This window comes from Pseudomonas sp. PsB (genome assembly GCF_043658375.1).
Classification (GTDB): Bacteria; Pseudomonadota; Gammaproteobacteria; order Pseudomonadales; family Pseudomonadaceae; genus Aquipseudomonas; species Aquipseudomonas putida_Z.
In genome coordinates this window covers 578,901-600,220 of sequence record NZ_JBIGLU010000001.1, presented here as the reverse complement: position 1 = coordinate 600,220, position 21,320 = coordinate 578,901, and the positions used below count along the sequence as shown (strand labels likewise).

Sequence of the window (21,320 nt, the reverse complement as noted above, 5' to 3'; positions counted from 1 at the left end):
AGCTCAGACAGGCCCGCGATAGTCCTTCGCCCCAAATCAAGCAAGGGCCTCGTCATGCCAACTGCAGTCACTGCCGTACCTAGTGTTCATTACGCCACCATCGAGCGCAGAATCCCCACCTGGCTCAAACAGGCTCCGCCAGAAACCCAGAGCGCGATGCGCAACTGGCATCAAGCCCCTGCCTGGCTGGCGACGGCAATCCAGCAACAACCGGAAGTCGCCAAGGCATGGCAGGAAGAGCACGCACGTCACCGCGAGCACCAGGTGCAGGTGCACAAGCTGTTCGAAAAGCTTCCAACCCTGGAAGCGTACGCCACCAAGACACTCACCGAAGCCATCAAGCAGCGATTCAGGCTTGACCTGGACGTGCGCAACACCTACCTCGTCGATGCCCGCCAGATCGAAACGACCGACGCCATCGACAGCCGCCAGGCCGTCGACCGGGCTACACGCTCGCTGCTGCACTGCGCCTTGCACAACTTCGACCAGGATGCCGCTGCCGAACATGGCATGGACGCGCCCGCCTCCCTGCTCAAGAGGTCGGTCATCGTCGATCACCGGCGCTTCATGGGCACCGTGCCGATCACCAATGCACTGGATATCGCCGCCGAAGATTTCGCCGACTTGTGTCGTACGCTGGATATCGGCGGCAAATACCATCAACAGGTACATGCCATCTACTATCCAGCGGCCACGCCGCCACTCGGCGCGGATGAAGCCGCACTGGCCGTTTATGAAACACTGGGGCGTGCAGAGGTATCGGCATTCCGGCAATCACTGCATTTCGCCCGCCTCAAGGGGGATATCAGCGAGGCGCTATATTCCGCCGCTCTTGCCACGCCACTTGACCAGGCGCCATCGCCCTCTTCGCCGGTGACGTTCAGCCTGCTCGACTTGTGGGAAGCCGAGCTGACCGGCGTTGTGCTCATCACCCTGCAAGCTGAAGAGCATCAGGCAGTGGCGCTGTACATCCCCGAAGACAGCACCACGCCCCTCAAGGAATTCGCCAGCCAGGAAGCCATGAACGAAGAGTTGCGCGACAGGCTCCAGGCCGATATCGGCTACCTGGACAGGCACCTCGCCGACCGCGACAAGGCGCCGATAACCACCCGTCTGAAGGACCGGCTAATGCCCCTGGCCTGGAGTGCCCGCGGCCTGCATGAGCGTGTTCCGGACCCGCACGCCAACCTGTATCCGGTCAAAAAGCCTTTCAGCCACGCCTTCCAGGGCGTGATGACGTTCCAGAAGACCCAGCGTCATGAGAAGGATGTACTGTTCCACGCCACGCCAACCGAAATCGTCGATCGGCGCACCGCCCAAGCCCACCGCGAGCTGATTGCCGGCCGTGTGCTCACGGCCTTGAACATCGCCGGCTTCTTCGTGCCAGGGCTTGGCGAGGCAATGCTTGCTGTTTGCCTGGCCCAGCTGGCCCATGAGGTGTATGAAGGGATCGACGCCTGGGAAAACGACGAGCGTGATACTGCCTATGGCTATCTGGTCGATGTGATCGAAAACGTGGCCATCATGGCCGCCCTCAGCGCAGCAGCCAAAGCTTTGAGAGGCTTGCACGGCAGCGAAACCGGCACGTCGCTGGAAGGGCCGGAGATTGAAGAGCCAGAGGATGAGGAGCCAGGGATAACCCGTATTCCTGTAGAAACGCCTTCATTCATCGAAGAACTGGAAGACGTGGAAACATCCGATGGTCAGATGCGGCTGTGGAAACCCGACCTCACGTCCTACCAGAGCTTCGAGACACTGCCCCATGATCTGGTACCGGACGAACTGGGCCTACGGCATCACCAAGGCAAACGCTGGCTGGTACTGCATGGCAATCAGTACATCGTCAGCCAAGCGCCAACGACTGGTGAATATCGTTTGCAACACCCTGCAAGTCCTCGCCGTTACCAGCTGCCAGTGCGGCACAACGGTGCCGGAGCATGGTTGCACGTTACCGATAAGCCACTGAGTTGGTCGGGCATGACACTCCTGCGCCGCATCGGCCACTTGAGTGGGCACTTCGACGAGCCGACGCTGCAACGGATTATCGCCGTCAGCGGCGTACACGAAGACGAGCTGCGCCGCGCCCTGGCCGAAAGCCAGCGGCTGCCGGCCTTGCTGGAAGACACCCTGCAACGTTTCAAGCTGGACGAAACGGTCCGCCAGCTGGCGGACGAGAGCACTCGGCCCGCTGAGTTTGCCAGGGCCTACGCCGGCCTTTCGCGCGACCTGGCGCCGGGCGCCGAGGCCATCCAGAGGGCGTATCCGAAATTGCCGTCAGCAGTCGCCAATGAGCTGGCGCGCGAGGCCAGTGCCAACGAACTGCAGATACTCGACAACGGCAAGGTACCACTGCGCCTTGCCGAAGAGGCCCGCATCTACCAGCAACAAATTCGCCTTGCCCGCGCCTGCGAAGGGCTGTACCTGTCCAGCGTGCCGAACTGGGATAGCGACCTGTTGATCGTGCATACGCTCGAACGCTTGCCAGGCTGGCCTGCACAGACCAGGCTCCGGCTGCTCCAGCGCATGTCCTGGCCGACCCAGGATCATGCCATAGGCACACTGGACACCCGCCCATTCAAGACCATCACCCATGCCCAGGCAGGGTACATCGTCCACGACGAAAGCCTGCCCAGCGCGGCGGTCAAGGTGTATTCAAGCCTTTACGCTGCATTGTACGAGGCACTGCCAGCGGCCATGGCAAGCATGGACGTCGCCGATCAGCAAGCGCTGCAGCGCCTTGTACAGGAAAGCCCGTTGCTGCCTCGCCCGGCCTTGAGGGTGCTGCTGGGCATGCAGCCCGTACGCCCAGGCTACCGTTCTCCCATGCGCCTGGCTGATGGCCGCCTGGGCTACCCACTCAGTGGCGGCGGCCCGGCCACCCATGGCATCACCCGCCAGCAGCTGTTCGAAGCTATCGAAGCCACAGGGCTCGCCGAACGCACCGGCCGCTCGGCGGCTCAGGTTCTGCAGGCACTTGCCAGCCGCGGCCGTACGCAACTGCAGATATTCGAACATTTGCAGACACTACTGGAGCAGCGCAACGAGCTGCAAAGCAGCCTGGACGATTGGAGTGAAGCCATTTCGCCGGCAAGCGACCAAGCAGCACAGGACTACGACAGCCTGCGTGACTCGATCATGCAACACTGGTACGACACTGCGCTGGACGAGAGCACCGGGCCCACCACGGAACTGCGTATCGCCCGCGTCCCCCTTGCCGATGTGCCCCTCACCTTGCCCGCTTTTTTCAACGCACGCGTGCGCAGCCTGAGCCTGATCGACTTACCGTCAGGGTCCTTGGCGGGCTGGGCGCAAAATGAGCGCCTGCTGCAACGCCTGCTCAGGCAGATGCCGCAGATCGAGTCGCTGGAAATCAGCCGTCCGTTTGACCCCAGGGCAACGCCCTCGCCCTTCCTGTTCAGCGTGCCCACCATCACCGAGTGCCTGCCAGGCTTGCAACGACTGGTGCTCACCAACCAGAACATGGCGCTCTCCGAAAGCGACCTGAACCTGCTGTCAGGGCTTCGCCAATTGAGATACCTGGACCTGAGTGGTAACCGGCTGGCGCAGAGCAACAGGCCAAGCTTCCATGAGTTGACCCTGGATTACCTGGGCCTGGACCAGATGCAATTGGCCCAATGGCCGATCGGGATTGGCAGCGACGCCCTGGCGCGCATTTCCCATCTGTCGTTGCGCCACAACAATCTCAGGTCGTTGCCCTCGTTCTTGCTTCATGAAGCGGACATGCTGACAACCCCACCGGTGATCTCGCTGGAAGGCAACAGCATCAATGAATCTCACCTGCAGCGATTGTTGCTGAACGAGCGCGTCGACACCTCGGGCATCACCACGGACCAGCCAGAGGCAATGTCCGAACAACTCGCACGCATTCGCGATGAGCGACGGCAGATGCGCGATGCGATCGATGGCTGGGCCCAGGCATCCAGTTCGAGCAACCCATTGACCCAGGCCGCACTGACGGACAGGCAACGTATCGCGTCAGCGATCGATCAATTCTGGGAACAACAGGAGCAGGGCCAGTCATACCTGCGCCTGCAACTTGAGGATGTGGCCATCGAGCATTTCCCCAGGCGGCTTCCAGCGTTCTTCGGCGCCCGCGTACACGCGCTCAGCCTGACGCGGTTGCGGGGCAGCGCCTCGCAGCTCGACGAACTACTCAGCCGGTTCCCTAACATCAGCCGGTTGACCATCGATGCACACCAGGCCGCCATGCCCTCGCTGGCATCCGCCCTGGCTCGCCTTCCCCAACTCACCTATCTGGAGTTTCGCAACATGGGGCTGGAGGTCGACCAGGCCATGATGGACATTTTCGCAGGGCTGCGAAACCTGACCTCGCTGGACCTGTCGGGCAACCGTGCAGGCAACATCGACCATGTGCCCGCATCGCTGGCCAGCAACCTGCAGTCACTCGCATTGACCAACATGAACCTGCAAGCCTGGCCCAGCTGGTGTGACAGTTTGCTGCCACTGGAACTTCTGGACCTGAGCTCGAACAACATCACCCAGTTGCCCGAGCACATCCTGACGAACCTGAACAATCCCATGCCAATCTCGTCGATCGCCTTGTTCGACAACCCGCTGCCTCCTGAAACCATCCTGCGGGTACGCAGCTTCTCGGACAGCCAGCACAGCTATTCCTTTGCCCTGGATATCCCCGACGACCTGATGTTCTTCGATACTTCCAGCGAAGGATCTCTCGACCACCTTCACTTCCCACTGCTGGGCGATGATACGCCCAGGCTGAAGGACTGGATGCTGGGTAGCGAAGCACAGAATGCCGCATTGCAGGACTGCTGGGAGCGGCTCGAAGGTAGTGATCTGTTGCGTCTGGTGGGCCGTTTGCACAATGCCGCCCCATACCTTGACCCAAATACGCAAGCCACCTTCTGCGAACGGGTGCGCTTGATGCTGGTGGTGGCTGCAAGCAACGAAACCGAACGCCCGATCATGGAGAGCATCGCCGCAGCGGCATTGCCAGACCCAGTGACCGGCTCGCAGACCTGCCATGACGGAGCGCTGCAGGAGTTCAACAATATTGAACTGTACCTGATGAGCCAACGCCTGTTGGTCGACGCCGGCGATTCCCTGCAAGCACTGCGTCGTCGGCTATTGCAGCTTTTCCGGATCGAACAGCTGGAGCTGCTGGCCAACCAACGGACTGGCCCGGGTGACCTGGTCTCGGTACGTCTGGCCTACCGCCGGGAACTGGCCAGGGAACTGGACCTGCCGATCGCCGATAGCATGCGTTTTCGAGGTGCTGCGAACCTGGCGCGGGACGAGCTATCCAGTGTGCTGGAAAAGGTCCGGAAAAGTGAACTGAGCGATGCACTGGTCGGATACATGCTGGCGAATACGGATTGGACCACGCGTCTGCGAGCCGAATTTGCCGACCGCTTCGCCGAAATAGAAGCACGTTTCCGCCTGCGGGTGCTTGAGCTGGCAAGCAAGGACCACTCGCTTCAGGACGAGTTGAACTTGCAGCAAGGCCTGCAAGATGACAAGGAGCAGGAAGAGAAGGAGCTACTGCGCGAACTTACCATCAAGCAAATCAACAACAACTGAGCAGTAGTGACTGGCGACGCGAACAACCTGCATCGCGTCGCCATTCTTACTGGCGAACTTCACCGCCCGTAATGCGCCTTGCCCCAGTCCAGCACTGCCTGCAGAAGCTGCTTCAACACCTCCTGTGTCGGCCGTGCCAGGTCTTCGCGGTAAGCGAACGGCTCGGTCTCTTCCATATAGGTGCTCTGCGCCAGCTCCAGCTGCACCGCATGGATGTGGTTGGCCGGATCGCCGTAATGCCGGGTGATATGCCCGCCCTTGAAGCGGCCATTGAGCACGTGGCTGTAACCTTGGGCCTGGGCGCACACCTCTTTCAGCCGTTCGGCCAGGGCCGGGTCGCAGCTGGCGCCGTTGAAGGTACCCAGGTTGAAGTCCGGCAGCTTGCCGTCGAACAGGTGCGGGATCAGCGAACGGATCGAATGGGCGTCCCACAGCAGGGCGTAGCCGAACTGCTCGCGCAGCCGCGCCAGCTCGCGACGAATCGTGTCGTGGTAGGGGCGCCAGATCTGCTCCAGATACTGCTTGCGCTCCTCGCCTGTCGGCACCAGCCCGTCCTTGAACAATGGCTCGCCATCGAACAGCGTGGCCGGGTACAGGCCGGTGGTGGCACCAACGTACAGTGGCTTGTCGTCATCCGGCCGGTTCAGGTCGATGACGAAGCGGGAATACTCCGCCGCCACCACGCTGGCGCCCATGTCACGGGCAAAGTCATACAGCCGTGGAATATGCCAGTCGGTGTCCGGCAGGCTGCGCGCTTGGTCGACCAGGCCGTCTCGTACCGCCGGCGACAGTTGCAGGCCGGCATGGGGCATGCTGATCAGCAGCGGCAGGCGCCCCTGGTGAAAACTCAGTACCTTGTCCATCGTGCCTCACTCAGTTGGAAATCTCGTGGCCCTTGCGCACCACGCGCTTGGGCAGGTCGCCGCCCAGCCAGTAGGCCAGGTCGGCGGGGCGTTCGATCTGCCAGGCGACGAAGTCGGCGACCTTGCCCACTTCCAGCGAGCCGTGGCTGTCGCCCAGGCCCAGCGCCGTGGCGGCGTGCACGGTGACACCGGCCAGGGCTTCTTCCGGGGTCATGCGGAAGCAGGTGCAGCCCATGTTCAGCATCAGCCGCAGCGACAACCCTGGCGAGGTGCCGGGGTTGAGGTCGCTGGCCAGGGCAATCTTCACGCCGTGGCGGCGCAAGGCGTCCATCGGCGGCAGCTGGGTTTCGCGCAGGAAGTAGAACGCGCCCGGCAGCAGCACGGCGACCGTGCCGGCTTTTGCCATGGCAATGGCGTCTTCCTCGGTCATGAATTCCAGATGGTCAGCCGAAAGCGCCTGGTAGCGCGCCGCCAGGCTGGAGCCGTGCAGCGACGACAACTGTTCGGCGTGCAGCTTGACCGGCAGGCCCAGCTCGCGCGCCTTGATGAACAGCCGCTCGACCTGGGCCGGGGAGAACGCCAGGTGTTCGCAGAAGGCATCCACTGCGTCCACCAGGCCTTCGGCGGCCAGGGCCGGCAGCATTTCATCGCAGATGTGTGCGATGTAGTCGTCAGCCCGGCCGACGTATTCCGGCGGCAAGGCATGGGCTGCCAGGCAGGTGGCGCGCACCGCCAGCGGCAACTCGTCGGCCAGGCGCCGAGCCACGCGCAGCATCTTGCGCTCGTTGGCCAGGTCCAGGCCGTAGCCGGACTTGACCTCGATGGTGGTCACGCCATCGCGCATCAGCGCCTGGACCCGCTGGCGAGCACTGGCGAACAGCTCGTCTTCGCTGGCCGCGCGGGTGGCCCGCACGGTGCTGGCGATGCCACCGCCCTGTGCGGCGATTTCGGCATAGCTCACGCCCTGCAGGCGCTGCTCGAACTCACCGCTGCGGTTGCCACCGAACACCGCGTGGGTGTGGCAGTCGATCAGCCCCGGGGTGACCCAGGCGCCGCCCAGGTCCACCGTATGCTCGGCATCGACCGACGCCAGCTCGACGCGTGGGCCGATCCACTCGATCAGCCCGGCGTTGGTGACGATGGCCGCGTCCTCGATGGCCGAGTAACGGCCCTCGGCCATGGTTGCCACATGGCAGTGCTGCCAGACGGTTCTCATACATTGACTCCTGTACTTAGCGGTGCAGCTCGGCCGGTTCCGCTACTGGCTTGTCCTGCCCTGCGCGCGGCTTGCACCACAGCAGGTAGGACGCCACCAGGAACACCACCCAGACCACGCCGACGAGCAGTGCCGCCTGGGTATCCGGGAAGTAACCGAGCACGCCAAAGATGAACACCATGAACGCAATGGCCATGGCCGGGCCGTAAGGCCAGAACGGTACCGGGAACTGTAGCTGGGCCACTTGTTCACGGCTCATGCTGCGGCGCATGGCCACTTGGGTGAGCAGGATCATCAGCCACACCCACACGGTGGCGAAGGTAGCGATCGAGGCGATCAGCAGGAACACGTTCTCCGGGATCAGGTAGTTGAGCAGCACGCCGATCAGCAGCGCAGCCCCCATCACCACCACGGTCATCCACGGCACGCCGTGCTTCGACAGCTTGCTGAAGCCGCGCGGCGCGTGGCCTTGCTGGGCCAGGCCGTACATCATGCGGCCGGCGCCGAAGATGTCGCTGTTGATGGCCGAGATCGCGGCGGAAATCACCACGATGTTCAGCACCGCGGCGGCAGAGCCGATGCCCAGGTTACTGAAGATCTGCACGAACGGGCTGCCCTGGCTGCCGATTTGCGGCCATGGGAACAGGCACATCAGCACGAACAGGGTGAGCACGTAGAACAGCAGGATGCGCAGCGGCACGGCGTTGATAGCCTTGGGGATGACCCGCTGCGGGTCCTTGGCCTCACCGGCGGTGACGCCGATGATCTCGATGCCGCCGAACGCGAACATCACCACGGCAAAGGAGGCGATCAGGCCACCCACGCCATTGGGCATGAAGCCGCCGTGGTCGAACAGGTTGCTGACACCCACGGCCTGCCCGGTGCCAACCTGGCTGAAGCCGAAGGCCATGATACCGAGGCCGGCCAGGATCATCGCCACGATGGCGCCGACCTTGAGCAGCGACAGCCAGAATTCCATTTCGCCAAAGACCTTGACGTTGCACAGGTTGAGGCCGCCGATCAGGAAGACGATGCCCAGCACCCAGATCCAGCGAGCCACTTCCGGGAACCAGAAGCCCATGTAGATACCGAAGGCGGTGACGTCGGCGATGGCGACGATGACCATCTCGAAGGCGTAGGTCCAGCCGAGGATGAAGCCGGCCATGGGGCCGAGGTAGGTGCTGGCGTAGTGGCCGAACGAGCCGGCGACCGGGTTGTGCACAGCCATTTCGCCGAGGGCGCGCATGACCATGAACACGGCGGCGCCGCCGATCAGGTAGGCCAGCAGCACGGCCGGGCCGGCCATCTGGATGGCCGAGGCGGAGCCGTAGAACAGGCCAGTGCCGATGGCGGAACCGAGGGCCATGAAACGGATGTGGCGGGCACTTAGCCCGCGCTTTAGACCTTGAGCTTGTTGCATGTCACGTCCTTAAATTGTTTTTGTGGTCGTGAGATCGAAGGGGGCTGCCTTGCAGCCCTTTCGCAGCACAAGGCTGCTCCTACAAGGGAGCGCGTCGCCTTTGTAGGAGCAGCCTTGTGCTGCGAATGGGCCGCACAGCGGCCCCTGGGGGCATTACAGGCTTGGCAGCACACCAGCCGGCAGCAGGCCGGTCAGGCGACCCTTGGCCAACAGTTCCACGGCCTTTTCGATGTCGGGCGCGAAGAAACGGTCACGGTCGTAGTGCGGCACTTCGCTGCGCAGCGCCTGGCGCGCCTGCTCCAGCTTGGCCGAGGTCTTCAGGCCCTTGCGCAGGTCCAGGCCCTGGCAGGCGCCCAGCCATTCGATGGCCAGCACGCCACGGGTGTTTTCGGCCATTTCCCACAGGCGCTTGCCGGCAGCCGGGGCCATCGACACGTGGTCTTCCTGGTTGGCCGAGGTCGGCAGGCTGTCGACGCTGTGCGGGTGCGACAGGGCCTTGTTCTCGCTGGCCAGGGCAGCAGCGGTGACCTGGGCGATCATGAAGCCCGAGTTGACCCCGCCGTTTTCCACCAGGAACGGCGGCAGCTGGGACATGTGCTTGTCCATCATCAGCGAGATACGGCGCTCGCTGAGCGAACCGATTTCAGCGATGGCCAGGGCGATGTTGTCGGCGGCCATGGCCACCGGCTCGGCGTGGAAGTTACCGCCGGAAATCACGTCACCTTCGGCAGCGAACACCAGCGGGTTGTCCGACACGGCGTTGGCTTCGATGCCCAGTACCTCGGCGGCCTGGCGCAGCTGGGTCAGGCAGGCGCCCATGACCTGCGGCTGGCAGCGCAGCGAGTACGGGTCCTGGACCTTGTCGCAGTTCTTGTGCGACAGCGACACTTCGCTGGAGTCGCCCAGCAGGTCACGGAAGCAGGCAGCGGTGTCGATCTGGCCGCGCTGGCCACGCACTTCGTGGATGCGCGCATCGAACGGCGAGCGCGAGCCCAGCGCGGCTTCGACGCTCAGGCCGCCGCAGGCGATGGCAGCGGCGTACAGGTCTTCGCCCTGGAACAGGCCACGCAGGGCATAGGCGGTGGACGCCTGGGTGCCGTTGAGCAGGGCCAGGCCCTCCTTGGCGGCCAGGGTCAGCGGCTCGAGGCCGGCCACGGCCAGGGCTTCGGTGGCTGGCAGCCACTGGCCCTTGTAGCGGGCCTTGCCTTCACCCAGCAGCACCAGCGACATGTGCGCCAGCGGGGCGAGGTCGCCGGAGGCGCCCACCGAACCCTTCAGCGGGATGTGCGGGTAGACTTCGGCGTTGACCAGGGCAATCAGCGCGTCGATGACCTTGCGACGGATGCCGGAGAAGCCACGGCTGAGGCTGTTGATCTTCAGCACCATGATCAGCCGCACCAGGTCGTCATCCAGCGGCGCGCCGACACCGGCGGCGTGGGACAGCACCAGCGAGCGCTGCAGGTTTTCCAGGTCGTGGCTGGCGATGCGGGTCGAGGCCAGCAGGCCGAAACCGGTGTTGATGCCGTAGGCGGTACGGTCTTCGGCAATGATCTGCTCGACGCAGGCAACGCTGGCGTCGATGGCCGGCGCGGCGCTGGCGTCCAGTTGCAGGCGCACGGGCGCGGCATGGATGGCGCGCAGCTGGGCCAGGGTCAGGGTGCCGGGCTTGAGGGTCAATTCGGTCACTTCACTACTCCAATCGCGTGGAGCCGCAGGCCCGTTTGTGAGTGCCTGCGTGCTCCTTCTTGTTGTTCAGTATCACCCCTTGTGGGGTGCGATCCAAAGCGTGGCGATCAGCCAGTGATCATCGGCAGGTCCAGACCCTGCTCCTTGGCGCACTCGATGGCGATGTCGTAACCGGCATCGGCATGACGCATCACACCGGTCCCTGGGTCGTTGGTCAGCACGCGAGCGATACGCTCGGCGGCTTCATCGGTACCGTCGCAGACGATGACCATGCCAGAGTGCTGGGAGAAGCCCATGCCCACGCCACCACCGTGGTGCAGCGAAACCCAGGTAGCACCGCCGGCGGTGTTCAGCAGGGCGTTGAGCAGCGGCCAGTCGGAGACAGCGTCGGAACCGTCGCGCATGGCTTCGGTTTCACGGTTGGGGCTGGACACCGAACCGGAGTCCAGGTGGTCACGGCCGATCACGATCGGTGCTGACAGCTCGCCGCTGCGTACCATTTCGTTGAACGCCAGGCCCAGCTTGGCGCGCAGGCCCAGGCCAACCCAGCAGATACGTGCCGGCAGGCCCTGGAAGCTGATGCGCTCGCGGGCCATGTCCAGCCAGCGGTGCAGGTGGGCGTCGTCGGGGATCAGTTCCTTGACCTTGGCGTCGGTCTTGTAGATGTCTTCGGCATCACCGGACAGCGCCGCCCAGCGGAACGGGCCGATGCCACGGCAGAACAGCGGGCGGATGTAGGCCGGCACGAAGCCCGGGAAGTCGAAGGCATTGGCCACGCCTTCTTCCTTGGCCATCTGGCGGATGTTGTTGCCATAGTCGAAGGTCGGGACACCCTGCTTCTGGAAATCGAGCATGGCTTGCACGTGCACGGCCATCGACTGCTTGGCGGCCTTGACCACTGCAGCCGGCTCGGTCTGCGCGCGGTCGCGGTACTGCTCCCAGGTCCAGCCGGCTGGCAGGTAACCGTTCAGCGGGTCGTGGGCGCTGGTCTGGTCGGTGACCATGTCCGGGCGCACGCCACGCTTGACCAGCTCTGGCAGGATTTCGGCAGCGTTGCCGTGCAGGGCGATGGAGATGGCCTTGCCTTCGGCGGTGTACTTGGCAATGCGTGCCAGGGCGTCGTCGAGGTCAGTGGCCTGCTCGTCGACGTAGCGGGTTTCCAGACGGAAGTCGATGCGGCTCTGCTGGCATTCGATGTTCAGCGAGCAGGCACCGGCCAGGGTGGCGGCCAGTGGCTGGGCGCCGCCCATGCCGCCCAGGCCGGCAGTGAGTACCCACTTGCCTTTCAGGCTGCCGCCGTAATGCTGGCGACCGGCTTCGACGAAGGTTTCGTAGGTGCCCTGGACGATGCCCTGGCTGCCGATGTAGATCCAGCTGCCGGCGGTCATCTGGCCGTACATGGCCAGGCCCTTGGCGTCCAGTTCGTTGAAGTGTTCCCAGTTGGCCCAGTGCGGCACCAGGTTGGAGTTGGCGATCAGTACGCGCGGGGCGTTGCTGTGGGTCTTGAACACGCCGACCGGCTTGCCCGACTGCACCAGCAGGGTTTCGTCGTCTTCCAGGCGGGTCAGGGTCTCGACGATCTTGTCGTAGCACGCCCAGTTACGGGCAGCGCGGCCGATACCGCCGTACACCACCAGTTCTTTCGGGTTTTCCGCGACCTGTGGATCGAGGTTGTTCATCAGCATGCGCAGTGGCGCTTCGGTCAGCCAGCTTTTGGCAGTCAGCTTGTTGCCACGTGGGGCACGGATTTCAACGTCACGGTATTTGTTGTTGTCGGTCACGGGAAAGGTCCTCTGCGGTCGTCCGCGGGCGGGTATGTCGTGGTAGATATACAAACACACCTTTACTTGTATGTACAAGCATGGACAACCAAAATAATTAGACTTTTCCGCTGAGCGGCCAAAAAAAACCGGGGGCCGCTGCGCGACCCTTTCGCGACACAAGGCCGCTCCTACAGGGGACCGCGCCAGCCAGGGCATGCGCGGTGCGTGTAGGAGCGGCCTTGCGTCGCGAAAGGGCTGCGCAGCAGCCCCCGGCTATCTCAACGTGAAACGAGTTCGATCAGGCAGAACCGCCCCTGCACATCCAACCCCAGCAACTGGTCATTGCCCTCCAGCCGCAGGCAGTCATACAACCCCAACCGCTGCGTCTCACGCCCGGCAATGGCAACCTCGACCTGGCTGCTGGCAGCGAACAGCAACACTGTCGACGCCGAACTGTACAAACGGCTGGTACCATCGAACCACTGCAACCGTGCCCGGTAGCGCTGCGGTGCATAGATCAGGTTGAAATCGCGGATCGCCCCGCCCAGCAGCTTGCAGCTGACCTGGCTCTCGCCACTGAAGGCGAAGGCATCGAACGGCAGCAACGGCCTGCTGGCCTGGCCGTCGACCAGCAGGCGCATGCCGTCACCCTGCAGCACGGTGATGATCCGCTGGTAGCCGGCGAAGGTGGAAAACCCGCCGGACTCCTCGATATCGGCAATCGACAAGCGCCAGCCAAAGCCGTCCAGGCCTTCGCCACTGTCGCGGGTGATCTCTTCGGTGAAACCGCCACCGTTCTTCCACGGCATGCGCGGGTAGCCCTGCGCACGCAACAACTGCAGCTGACTCATTTACTGAAACGTCCTTCCAGGCGATGACGGGAACCGGGGTGGATCAGCCGCGCGGCGGTCACCGGCTGGCGGCCGGACCAGGTGCGACGGCGGATCAGCAGGCAGGGCTCGCCCCGCTCGATCTGCAACAGGCGGCATTCTTCCGGCTCGGCCAGGATTGCCTCGACCACGTGCTCACCCTCGGTCAGCGGCGCCACCTGCGACAGGTAGGCGTAAGGCGTCTGCCGGGTGAAGTCCTGCTTGAGGTAGTCGGGGGCAATCGCCGCATTGACGTAGCGGTCCTCGATCTGCACCGGCACGCCGTTCTCGAAATGCACGATCAGCGAGTGGAACACCCGTTGGCCTTCGCGCATGTCCAGGGCCAGGGCCCGCTCGGAACCAGCCGTTTCCTCGGTGAGGGTGATCACCTGGCAGCTATGCTGGTGGCCACGCGCGGCAATTTCGTCGGCGATGTTGTTGACCTCGAACAGCGCCGAACGCCCCTTGGGCTCGGCCACGAAGGTACCGACCCCTTGCATGCGCACCAGCAGGCCTTCGGCGGTAAGTTCGCGCAGGGCGCGGTTGATGGTCATGCGGCTGAAGCCCAGCTCGCTGACCAGTTCGCTCTCCGAGGGTACTCGGTGATGCGGTGGCCAGCTGCCGTTGTCGATCTGCTGGATGATCATCTGTTTGACCCGGGCGTACAGCGGAGCCGGGCCCTCGCCCATCTGGGCAACCAGCGCGGAGACAGGTGGTGTCGGCACGGCGTTGGATCCTTGTGCAAATGGAATGAGCGGTAGCTTGCCGCAGTTTACCCGGCAGGCAAACGCCTGTATATGTATATACAAGTTAACAATAACAGGATTTTCACCGATGTCCGCCTACTTCGCCGAACGCGCCCTGCTGCCCACGGGCTGGGCCAGCCATGTCCGCATCGAGGTCACCAGTGATGGCCATGTGGCCCGCATCGAACCGGGTGCCTCGGCCGAAGGCGCCGAGCGGCTGGCCGGCCCGCTGCTGCCCGGCATGCCCAACCTGCACTCGCATGCCTTCCAGCGCGCCATGGCAGGGCTGGCGGAAGTCGCCGGCAACCCCAACGACAGTTTCTGGACCTGGCGCGACCTGATGTATCGCCTGGTCGGCCAGATCAGCCCGGAGCAGCTGCAGGTCATCGCCCGTCAGCTGTACATCGAGATGCTCAAGGCCGGCTACACCTCGGTCGCCGAGTTCCACTACGTGCACCATGACCAGGCCGGCAAGGCCTACGCCGACCCGGCCGAACTGTCCCGCCGCATCAGCGCGGCTGCAGCCGACAGCGGCATTGGCCTGACCTTGCTGCCGGTGCTGTACAGCCACGCAGGCTTCGGCGGCCAAGCCCCGAATGACGGGCAACGGCGCTTCATCAACTCCACCGAACAATACCTGCAACTGCAAGCGCAGCTGGCCCCGCTGCTGGCCGCGCAACCCGCGCAGCAACTGGGTCTGTGCTTCCATTCGCTGCGCGCCGTGACGCCCGGGCAGATCGCCGAAGTGCTGGCAGCCAGCGACAAGCAGTGCCCGGTGCATATCCATATCGCCGAGCAGCAGAAGGAAGTCGACGACTGCCTGGCCTGGAGCGGCCTGCGCCCGCTGCAGTGGCTGTACGAGCACGTGGACGTGGACCCACGCTGGTGCCTGGTGCATGCCACCCATGCCGAGCCGGATGAAGTCACCGCCATGGCCCGCAGCGGCGCGGTAGCCGGGCTGTGCCTGACCACCGAGGCCAACCTGGGCGACGGGATTTTCCCAGCAGTGGACTATCTAGCACAGGGTGGGCGCATGGGCATTGGTTCGGACAGCCATGTGTCGCTGAGCGTGGTGGAGGAGCTGCGCTGGCTGGAATACGGCCAGCGGCTGCGCGATCAGCGGCGTAACCGCCTGTATCGCGGCGACCAGCCGATGGTCGGGCGCACGCTGTATGACGCTGCCTTGGCGGGCGGCGCGCAGGCGCTGGGGCAGGCGGTCGGGGAACTGGCCGTGGGCAAGCGCGCCGACTGGCTGGTGCTCGATGGGCAGGACCCTTACATCGCCATGGCCGATGGGGATGCGATTCTCAACCGCTGGCTGTTTGCCGGGGGCGATCGCCAGGTGCGGGATGTGATGGTGAATGGGCAGTGGGTGGTGCGCCAGGGGCGGCATGCGCAGGAAGAGCAAAGCGCGCTGGCGTTTGCCGAGGTGTTGCGACAGCTTTTGGGGTGAGTTTATTGGGGCCGCTTTGCGGCCCATCGCGACACAAGGCCGCTCCTACAGGAATGTGCGTTCCCCTGTAGGAGCGGCCTTGTGTCGCGATGGGCTGCAAAGCAGCCCCCAGAAATTCAGTGCCTCTTGACAATCTGCTGGTCCGACGCACGCCAGATCAGCCGATTGGTGTCATACCCCTGCTGCCGGGCCTTGGACATCAGGTTCTCGCGCTCCCAAGCCGGTAGCGTCGGCGTACGCGACAGGATCCACAAGTGCTTGCGGTCCGGGCTGCCGACCACCGCCGTGCGGTAGCGATCATCCACATAAAGAATCCAGTACTCGCCCCTCGCCACCCCTGGCACCAGCTTGGTGAACCAGTTGTCGAACTCGACCCACAACTTGTCGGTATGCCCCGGCTCCTGGATGTTCGCATGCCCTTCGGCGCGCAGCCATTCGTCACCCATGGTGCGGCAGCGGTTGAGCACGCCGAGGCTACCATCGAGCCGGAGGTTGTAGTGCGCTTCGGACTGCTCGCAGCCGGTCTGGTAGCGCATCGGCAGGCGCGCCAGCTCGTACCACTTGCCCTGGTAGCGCTTGAGGTCGATGTTGCCCGCGGTTTTCGGCGCCAGCGGGTCATGCACGGAGCCGGCACAACCGCCCAGCAGCAACGCCAGGCATACCCCCATCAGCAGATACAGGTGCCTCATTTGAGACCCTGCCCTGAATACATGAGCACCTTGTCAGCCGCGTATTGCACACTGATGAAGCTCTTCTCGTCCCCCCAGGTGCAGCTGCTCATCCCCAGCGCACCAGAGCACTCGGTCGGCGTGCCGAGCAGCTGCTCGACCTCGGCCTTGTTCATACCGGCCTTGATCTTGGAATAGTTTTCCTGGTTGATCTTGCTGCAGGCAGTCAGGACGACGCACAGCGACAACAGGGCGAGGGAACGCAACGACATGAAGGACACTCCTGGAGAGGGGATACAGGCGAGTGGCCTGCAGTGACCTTCGACGGTAAAAACCCTCCCAGGTTCCCTGACCTCCCTCCTCTACCCCTACGCCATTGGTCGGATGGCCACTACTGTGCGATTAATCACAAAGAATTACCCCGCCCAAACAAAAAGGCCGCCCCTACGCACTGTAGGAGCAGCCTTGTGCTGCGAAAGGGCCGGTAAGGCCAACAGGGATGTAAGGGCAGCAGGGGCCTCTTCGCAGCACAAGGCTGCTCCTACAAGGATCTCACCCGCCCTGGAATCAGAACCTGGACCCAGGCTCCAGCAAAAAGTCCATCTCTTCGCTGGTACTCGGCCGCTCCAGCACCAGGTTGCGGTGCGGGAAGCGCCCGAAACGGGCAATTACCCGCTGGTGCTGCTCGGCGTAGTCGAGGAAGCCTTCGAACAACCGGCGGTTGGCTTCGGGCTGCTCGTCCAGCAGCACCTGGTAGCGCTCGACGCACAGGTTCTGCCAGTCCAGCACCTCGGCATGCTCCAGCACCAGCAGCACGAACACCCGCTGGATCGGCAGCAGCTGGTAATCCCAGTTTTTCTGCAAACCTTGCATCGCCACCACCTGGGCACGCCGGTCGCCCTCGAAGGCACGCGGCGTGTCGCGGTAGATCATGCGCGGCAGCTGGTCCAGCAGGATCAGCAGGCCCAGCCAGCCCTGCGGGCTTTGCTGCCACTCGTCGAGCCCACCCGCCAGGGCATGCTCGACCAGCTCGCCAAACAGCGCATGGGCCTCGGCATCATGATGCTTGCCGAACCACAGCGTGCTCTTCTCGTCAGCCACGGCCTGGGGACTGGTGCCCCAACCGAACCACCACTCCAGCAACGGCTGCCAAGGTGCGAGCATGACTTACTCCTTGTGGTAGGCGGTGACGCGCTCGACCTCTTCCTTCGAGCCGAGGATTACCGACACACGCTGGTGCAGGCTTTCTGGCTGGATGTCGAGGATGCGATCGTAACCGTTGGTGGAGGCGCCGCCGGCCTGTTCGATGATGAAGGACATCGGGTTGGCTTCGTACATCAGGCGCAGTTTGCCCGGCTTGCTCGGCTCGCGGGCGTCACGTGGGTACATGAACAGGCCGCCACGGGTCAGGATGCGGTGTACGTCGGCCACCATCGAGGCGATCCAGCGCATGTTGTAGTTCTTCTTCAGCGGGCCGGTCTCGCCTGCCAGCAGTTCGCCCACGTAGCGCTGGACCGGGGCTTCCCAGTGGCGCTGGTTGGACATGTTGATGGCGAACTCTGCGGTGCTTTCCGGCACGCGGATGTTTTCGTGGGTGAGGACGAAGCTGCCCAGTTCACGGTCCAGGGTGAAGCCTTTGACGCCGTTGCCCAGGGTCAGGATCAGCATGGTCTGCGGGCCGTAGATGGCGTAACCGGCGGCGACCTGCTGGGTGCCTGGCTGCAGGAAGGCATTTTCGTTCAGGGTTTCGTTCTGGCTCAGGTATTCGTTAGGGCAACGCAGTACCGAGAAGATGGTGCCGACCGAAACGTTGACGTCGATGTTGGACGAGCCGTCCAGCGGGTCGAAGACCAGCAGGTAGGCGCCTTTCGGGTACTTGCCCGGGATCTGGTAGGCGTTGTCCATTTCTTCGGAAGCCATGCCGGCCAGGTGGCCGCCCCACTCGTTGGCTTCCAGCAGGATATCGTTGGAAATCACGTCCAGTTTCTTCTGGACTTCGCCCTGCACGTTTTCAGTGCCCATGCTGCCCAGCACACCACCAAGGGCGCCTTTGGACACGTGATGGCTGATTTCCTTGCACGCACGCGCCACCACTTCGATCAGGAAGCGCAGATCGGCAGGGGTATTGTTGCTGCGGGTCTGCTCAATCAGATAGCGACTCAGGGTAACGCGGGACATGTATGGCTCCGAAAGGATTGGGGGATAAAAACCCCCGCAGTTTACAGGGAGAGTTGCGGGCTAGCGAGTGATGAGACTCGCCACGGCTCTCAGACGGCACAATAGGTCGGTAGTTCAGCGCGCGCCAGGCCGGTGGTCGGAGTGAGGCCCATTCGCGGGTGAACCCGCTCCCACAGGATCTTCACAAGATTCAGGGCCTGTGCAGTCCCTGTGGGAGCGGGTTTACCCGCGAAGAGGCCGGCACAGGCTTACCTCAATCCAAAGCCTTCCAGATCTCACTGGCATATTCCCGAATGGTCCGGTCCGAGGAGAACCAGCCCATCCGCGCGGTATTCAGCACCGCCATGCGCCACCATTCCTGCGGCGTGTGCCACAGCTCCTCGACCCTTCGCTGGGCATCCCAGTAGGCATCGAAATCGGCACACACCAGGAAGCGGTCATGAGCCACCAGCCCGTCGATCAGCGCGCTGTAGCGCGACGGGTCGTCCGGTGAGAACACCCCGCTGCGAACAGCCTGCAACACGTCGTTCAGGCGGCTGGACGCGGCAATCGCCGCACTGGCGCCAAAGTCCCCGTCGCGCCGTCTGGCCTCCACCTGCTGCGCGGTAAGGCCGAAGATGAACATGTTTTCGGTACCCACCTGCTCGCTCATCTCGACGTTGGCACCATCCAGGGTGCCGATGGTCAGCGCGCCGTTCAGGCCGAACTTCATGTTGCTGGTGCCGGAGGCTTCGTAACCGGCGGTGGAAATCTGCTCGGAAAGGTCCGCCGCCGGGATGATGCTTTCGGCCAGGCTGACGTTGTAGTTGGGCAGGAATACCACCTTCAGCAGGCCGCGCACGGTGGGGTCGTTGTTCACCACCCGGGCGATGTCGTTGGCCAGCTTTATGATCAGCTTGGCCTGGTGATAGCTGGCCGCGGCCTTGCCGGCGAAGATCTTCACCCGCGGCACCCAGTCGGTACCGGGGTCGTTGCGCATGGCCTGGTACAGCGCCACAGTGTGCAGCAGGTTGAGCAACTGGCGCTTGTATTCGTGGATGCGCTTGACCTGCACATCGAACAGCGCTTCGGGGTTCACCGTAACGCCCAGGCGGTCCTGGATGATGCTGGCCAGGGCACGCTTGCTGTGCAGGCGCTGCGCGGCGAACTGCTTGCGGAAGCCGCTCTTGTCGGCGAACGGCACCAGATTGACCAGGCGCCCTTCCGGATCGTCCAGCAACTCAGGGCCCAGCGCCTCGACCAGCATGGCGGTCAGCTGCGGGTTGGACTGGTACAGCCAGCGGCGGAAGGTAATGCCGTTGGTCTTGTTGTTGATCCGTTGCGGGTAGAGCTTGTGCAGCTCGGAGAACACCGTGCTTTTCATCAGCTTGCTGTGCAGCGCCGACACACCGTTGACGCTGTGCGAGCCCAGGAACGCCAGGTTGCCCATGCGCACCCGGCGGCCGTTGTCCTCCTCGATCAGCGATACCGCCCGCAGCACGTCGAAGTCGTGCAGGCCTTTCGCCCGCAGCGCGTCGATGTGGTAGGCGTTGATCAGGTAGATGATCTGCATGTGCCGCGGCAGCATGCGTTCCATCAGCGCCACCGGCCAGGTTTCCAGGGCTTCGGGCAGCAAGGTATGGTTGGTGTAGGCCAGGGTGCCGACGGTCAGCTCCCAGGCGGTATCCCAGGGGATTTCATGCTGGTCGACCAGCAGGCGCATCAGCTCGGCCACGGCGATCGACGGGTGGGTGTCGTTGAGCTGGATGGCCGCTGCATCCGGCAGGTTGAGCAGGTTGTCGTGCATGTTCAGGTGGCGGCGCAGCAGGTCCTGCAACGAAGCCGAGACGAAGAAGTACTCCTGGCGCAGGCGCAGCTCCTGGCCCGCCTCGGTGCTATCGGCCGGGTACAGCACCCGCGAAATGCTTTCGGCCCGCGCCACCTCGGCTACCGCCCCCAGGTGGTCACCGGCATTGAAGCGTTCCAGGTGCAGCTCTTCCAGCGCCCGTGCACGCCAGAGGCGCAGGGTATTCACGCTGGCCCCGCGCCAACCGACAACCGGGGTGTCATAAGCCACCGCTCGCACGGTCTCGCCCGGCCACCACACCTGCCGCTGCTGGCCGTGGGTGTCGTGCACCGTTTCGACGCTGCCGCCAAAGCTGATCGGGTAGATCACCTCAGCGCGCTCGAACTCCCAGGGGTTGCCGAAGTCCAGCCAGTTCTCGGTCTGCTCCTGCTGCCAGCCATCGACCATGGCCTGGCGAAACAGCCCGTGCTCGTAGCGGATGCCATAACCGTGAGCAGCGATGCCCAAGGTCGACATGCTCTCCATGAAGCACGCCGCCAAGCGGCCCAGGCCACCGTTGCCCAGCGCGGCATCGGGCTCGAGCAGGCGGATGCGCTCCAGGTCCACGTCCAGCCCTTCCAGTGCGTCGCGGGCAATGTCGAGCAGGCCCAGGTTGCTCAGGCTGTCGTACAGCAAGCGGCCGATGAGGAATTCGAGGGAAAGGTAATAGACCCGCTTCTGGCTGCGGCGATAAGCCTGGCGGGTGTGGTCCATCCAGTGATCGACCATGTGATCGCGCGCGGCCAGTGCAATGGCTTCGAACCAGTCGTGGTCGAAAGCGTGCTCCGGGTCCTTGCCGACCGCGTAGGTCAGCTTGTCCAGTACAGCGGCGCGAAATTCGGCCACCTCGGCGTCACGAGCTTTGGGTTCCTGGGACATGCGGCATCCTCGGGCAAGTTGACGAAAGCGGAGGGAGACTGTTGAGCCTAGACCCTTCGACAGGGAGTGACAGTTAGCGTTCGCAGTTTTCATGCCCACTCTGCGATTCCGGCAAAAGGTTGTTCATAAATTGAACGATTCCGGTATGATCGCGCGCCCCAAGACCGTGATACA

At 63.6% G+C, this 21,320-nt stretch carries 14 protein-coding genes; 2 read left to right on the top strand and 12 right to left on the bottom strand.

Going from position 1 to position 21,320, the window contains the following annotated elements; genetic code table 11:
* The first annotated feature begins 54 nt into the window (after positions 1 to 54).
* Entirely contained in the window at positions 55 to 5,580 is a 5,526-nt protein-coding gene (locus tag ACGLHT_RS02735) for a dermonecrotic toxin domain-containing protein (RefSeq protein WP_274119841.1), read from the top strand.
* A gap of 59 nt (positions 5,581 to 5,639) precedes the next feature.
* Here ACGLHT_RS02735 and hutG read toward each other — a convergent pair whose 3' ends face one another.
* The 7 genes from hutG to hutC all read right to left on the bottom strand — a co-directional run bounded on the left by hutG (position 5,640) and on the right by hutC (position 14,086).
* Entirely contained in the window at positions 5,640 to 6,443 is an 804-nt protein-coding gene (hutG, locus tag ACGLHT_RS02730) for an N-formylglutamate deformylase (protein WP_025340927.1), read from the bottom strand.
* A 10-nt stretch (positions 6,444 to 6,453) separates the two neighbouring features.
* A complete protein-coding gene (gene hutI / locus ACGLHT_RS02725; protein ID WP_061550451.1) occupies positions 6,454 to 7,659 on the bottom strand; it encodes an imidazolonepropionase in 1,206 nt (401 codons plus the stop codon).
* Between the two features lie 16 nt (positions 7,660 to 7,675).
* Positions 7,676 to 9,079 carry an amino acid permease gene (locus tag ACGLHT_RS02720; protein ID WP_137162566.1) on the bottom strand — a complete coding sequence of 468 codons (1,404 nt, stop codon included), beginning with the start codon at positions 9,077 to 9,079 and terminating at the stop codon, positions 7,676 to 7,678.
* A 153-nt stretch (positions 9,080 to 9,232) separates the two neighbouring features.
* Entirely contained in the window at positions 9,233 to 10,765 is a 1,533-nt protein-coding gene (gene hutH / locus ACGLHT_RS02715; RefSeq protein WP_003259868.1) for a histidine ammonia-lyase, read from the bottom strand.
* Positions 10,766 to 10,872: 107 nt separating this feature from the next.
* Positions 10,873 to 12,546, bottom strand: a complete 1,674-nt coding sequence (gene hutU / locus ACGLHT_RS02710; protein WP_013974561.1) for a urocanate hydratase — start codon at positions 12,544 to 12,546, stop codon at positions 10,873 to 10,875.
* 260 nt (positions 12,547 to 12,806) lie between these two features.
* Positions 12,807 to 13,379 (bottom strand): HutD family protein, encoded by a 573-nt coding sequence (locus ACGLHT_RS02705; RefSeq protein WP_274119840.1) that lies wholly within the window; start codon positions 13,377 to 13,379, stop codon positions 12,807 to 12,809.
* Complete coding sequence (gene hutC / locus ACGLHT_RS02700) at positions 13,376 to 14,086, bottom strand: histidine utilization repressor (RefSeq protein ID WP_013974563.1); 711 nt, start codon at positions 14,084 to 14,086, stop codon at positions 13,376 to 13,378. The genes ACGLHT_RS02705 and hutC overlap by 4 nt, the downstream gene beginning before the upstream one ends.
* Before the next feature lie 145 nt (positions 14,087 to 14,231).
* On the opposite strand from hutC, the gene ACGLHT_RS02695 reads away from it, so the two are divergent.
* Positions 14,232 to 15,596: a formimidoylglutamate deiminase gene (locus ACGLHT_RS02695; protein ID WP_085614632.1), complete on the top strand. Its 1,365-nt coding sequence runs from the start codon at positions 14,232 to 14,234 to the stop codon at positions 15,594 to 15,596.
* Positions 15,597 to 15,712: 116 nt separating this feature from the next.
* On the opposite strand, the gene ACGLHT_RS02690 is transcribed toward ACGLHT_RS02695, so the two are convergent.
* The 5 genes from ACGLHT_RS02690 to ACGLHT_RS02670 all read right to left on the bottom strand — a co-directional run bounded on the left by ACGLHT_RS02690 (position 15,713) and on the right by ACGLHT_RS02670 (position 21,146).
* Positions 15,713 to 16,285: a lipocalin family protein gene (locus ACGLHT_RS02690; protein WP_025340931.1), complete on the bottom strand. Its 573-nt coding sequence runs from the start codon at positions 16,283 to 16,285 to the stop codon at positions 15,713 to 15,715.
* On the bottom strand, positions 16,282 to 16,536 hold the full coding sequence (bamE, locus tag ACGLHT_RS02685) for an outer membrane protein assembly factor BamE (protein ID WP_003249234.1): 255 nt from the start codon (positions 16,534 to 16,536) through the stop codon (positions 16,282 to 16,284). The genes ACGLHT_RS02690 and bamE overlap by 4 nt, the downstream gene beginning before the upstream one ends.
* A gap of 295 nt (positions 16,537 to 16,831) precedes the next feature.
* Entirely contained in the window at positions 16,832 to 17,428 is a 597-nt protein-coding gene (locus tag ACGLHT_RS02680; RefSeq protein ID WP_046613482.1) for a DUF924 family protein, read from the bottom strand.
* 3 nt (positions 17,429 to 17,431) lie between these two features.
* Positions 17,432 to 18,442: a class 1 fructose-bisphosphatase gene (locus ACGLHT_RS02675; protein ID WP_025340932.1), complete on the bottom strand. Its 1,011-nt coding sequence runs from the start codon at positions 18,440 to 18,442 to the stop codon at positions 17,432 to 17,434.
* Positions 18,443 to 18,695: 253 nt separating this feature from the next.
* On the bottom strand, positions 18,696 to 21,146 hold the full coding sequence (locus ACGLHT_RS02670; RefSeq protein WP_025340933.1) for a glycogen/starch/alpha-glucan phosphorylase: 2,451 nt from the start codon (positions 21,144 to 21,146) through the stop codon (positions 18,696 to 18,698).
* Between the last annotated feature and the right edge of the window lie 174 nt (positions 21,147 to 21,320).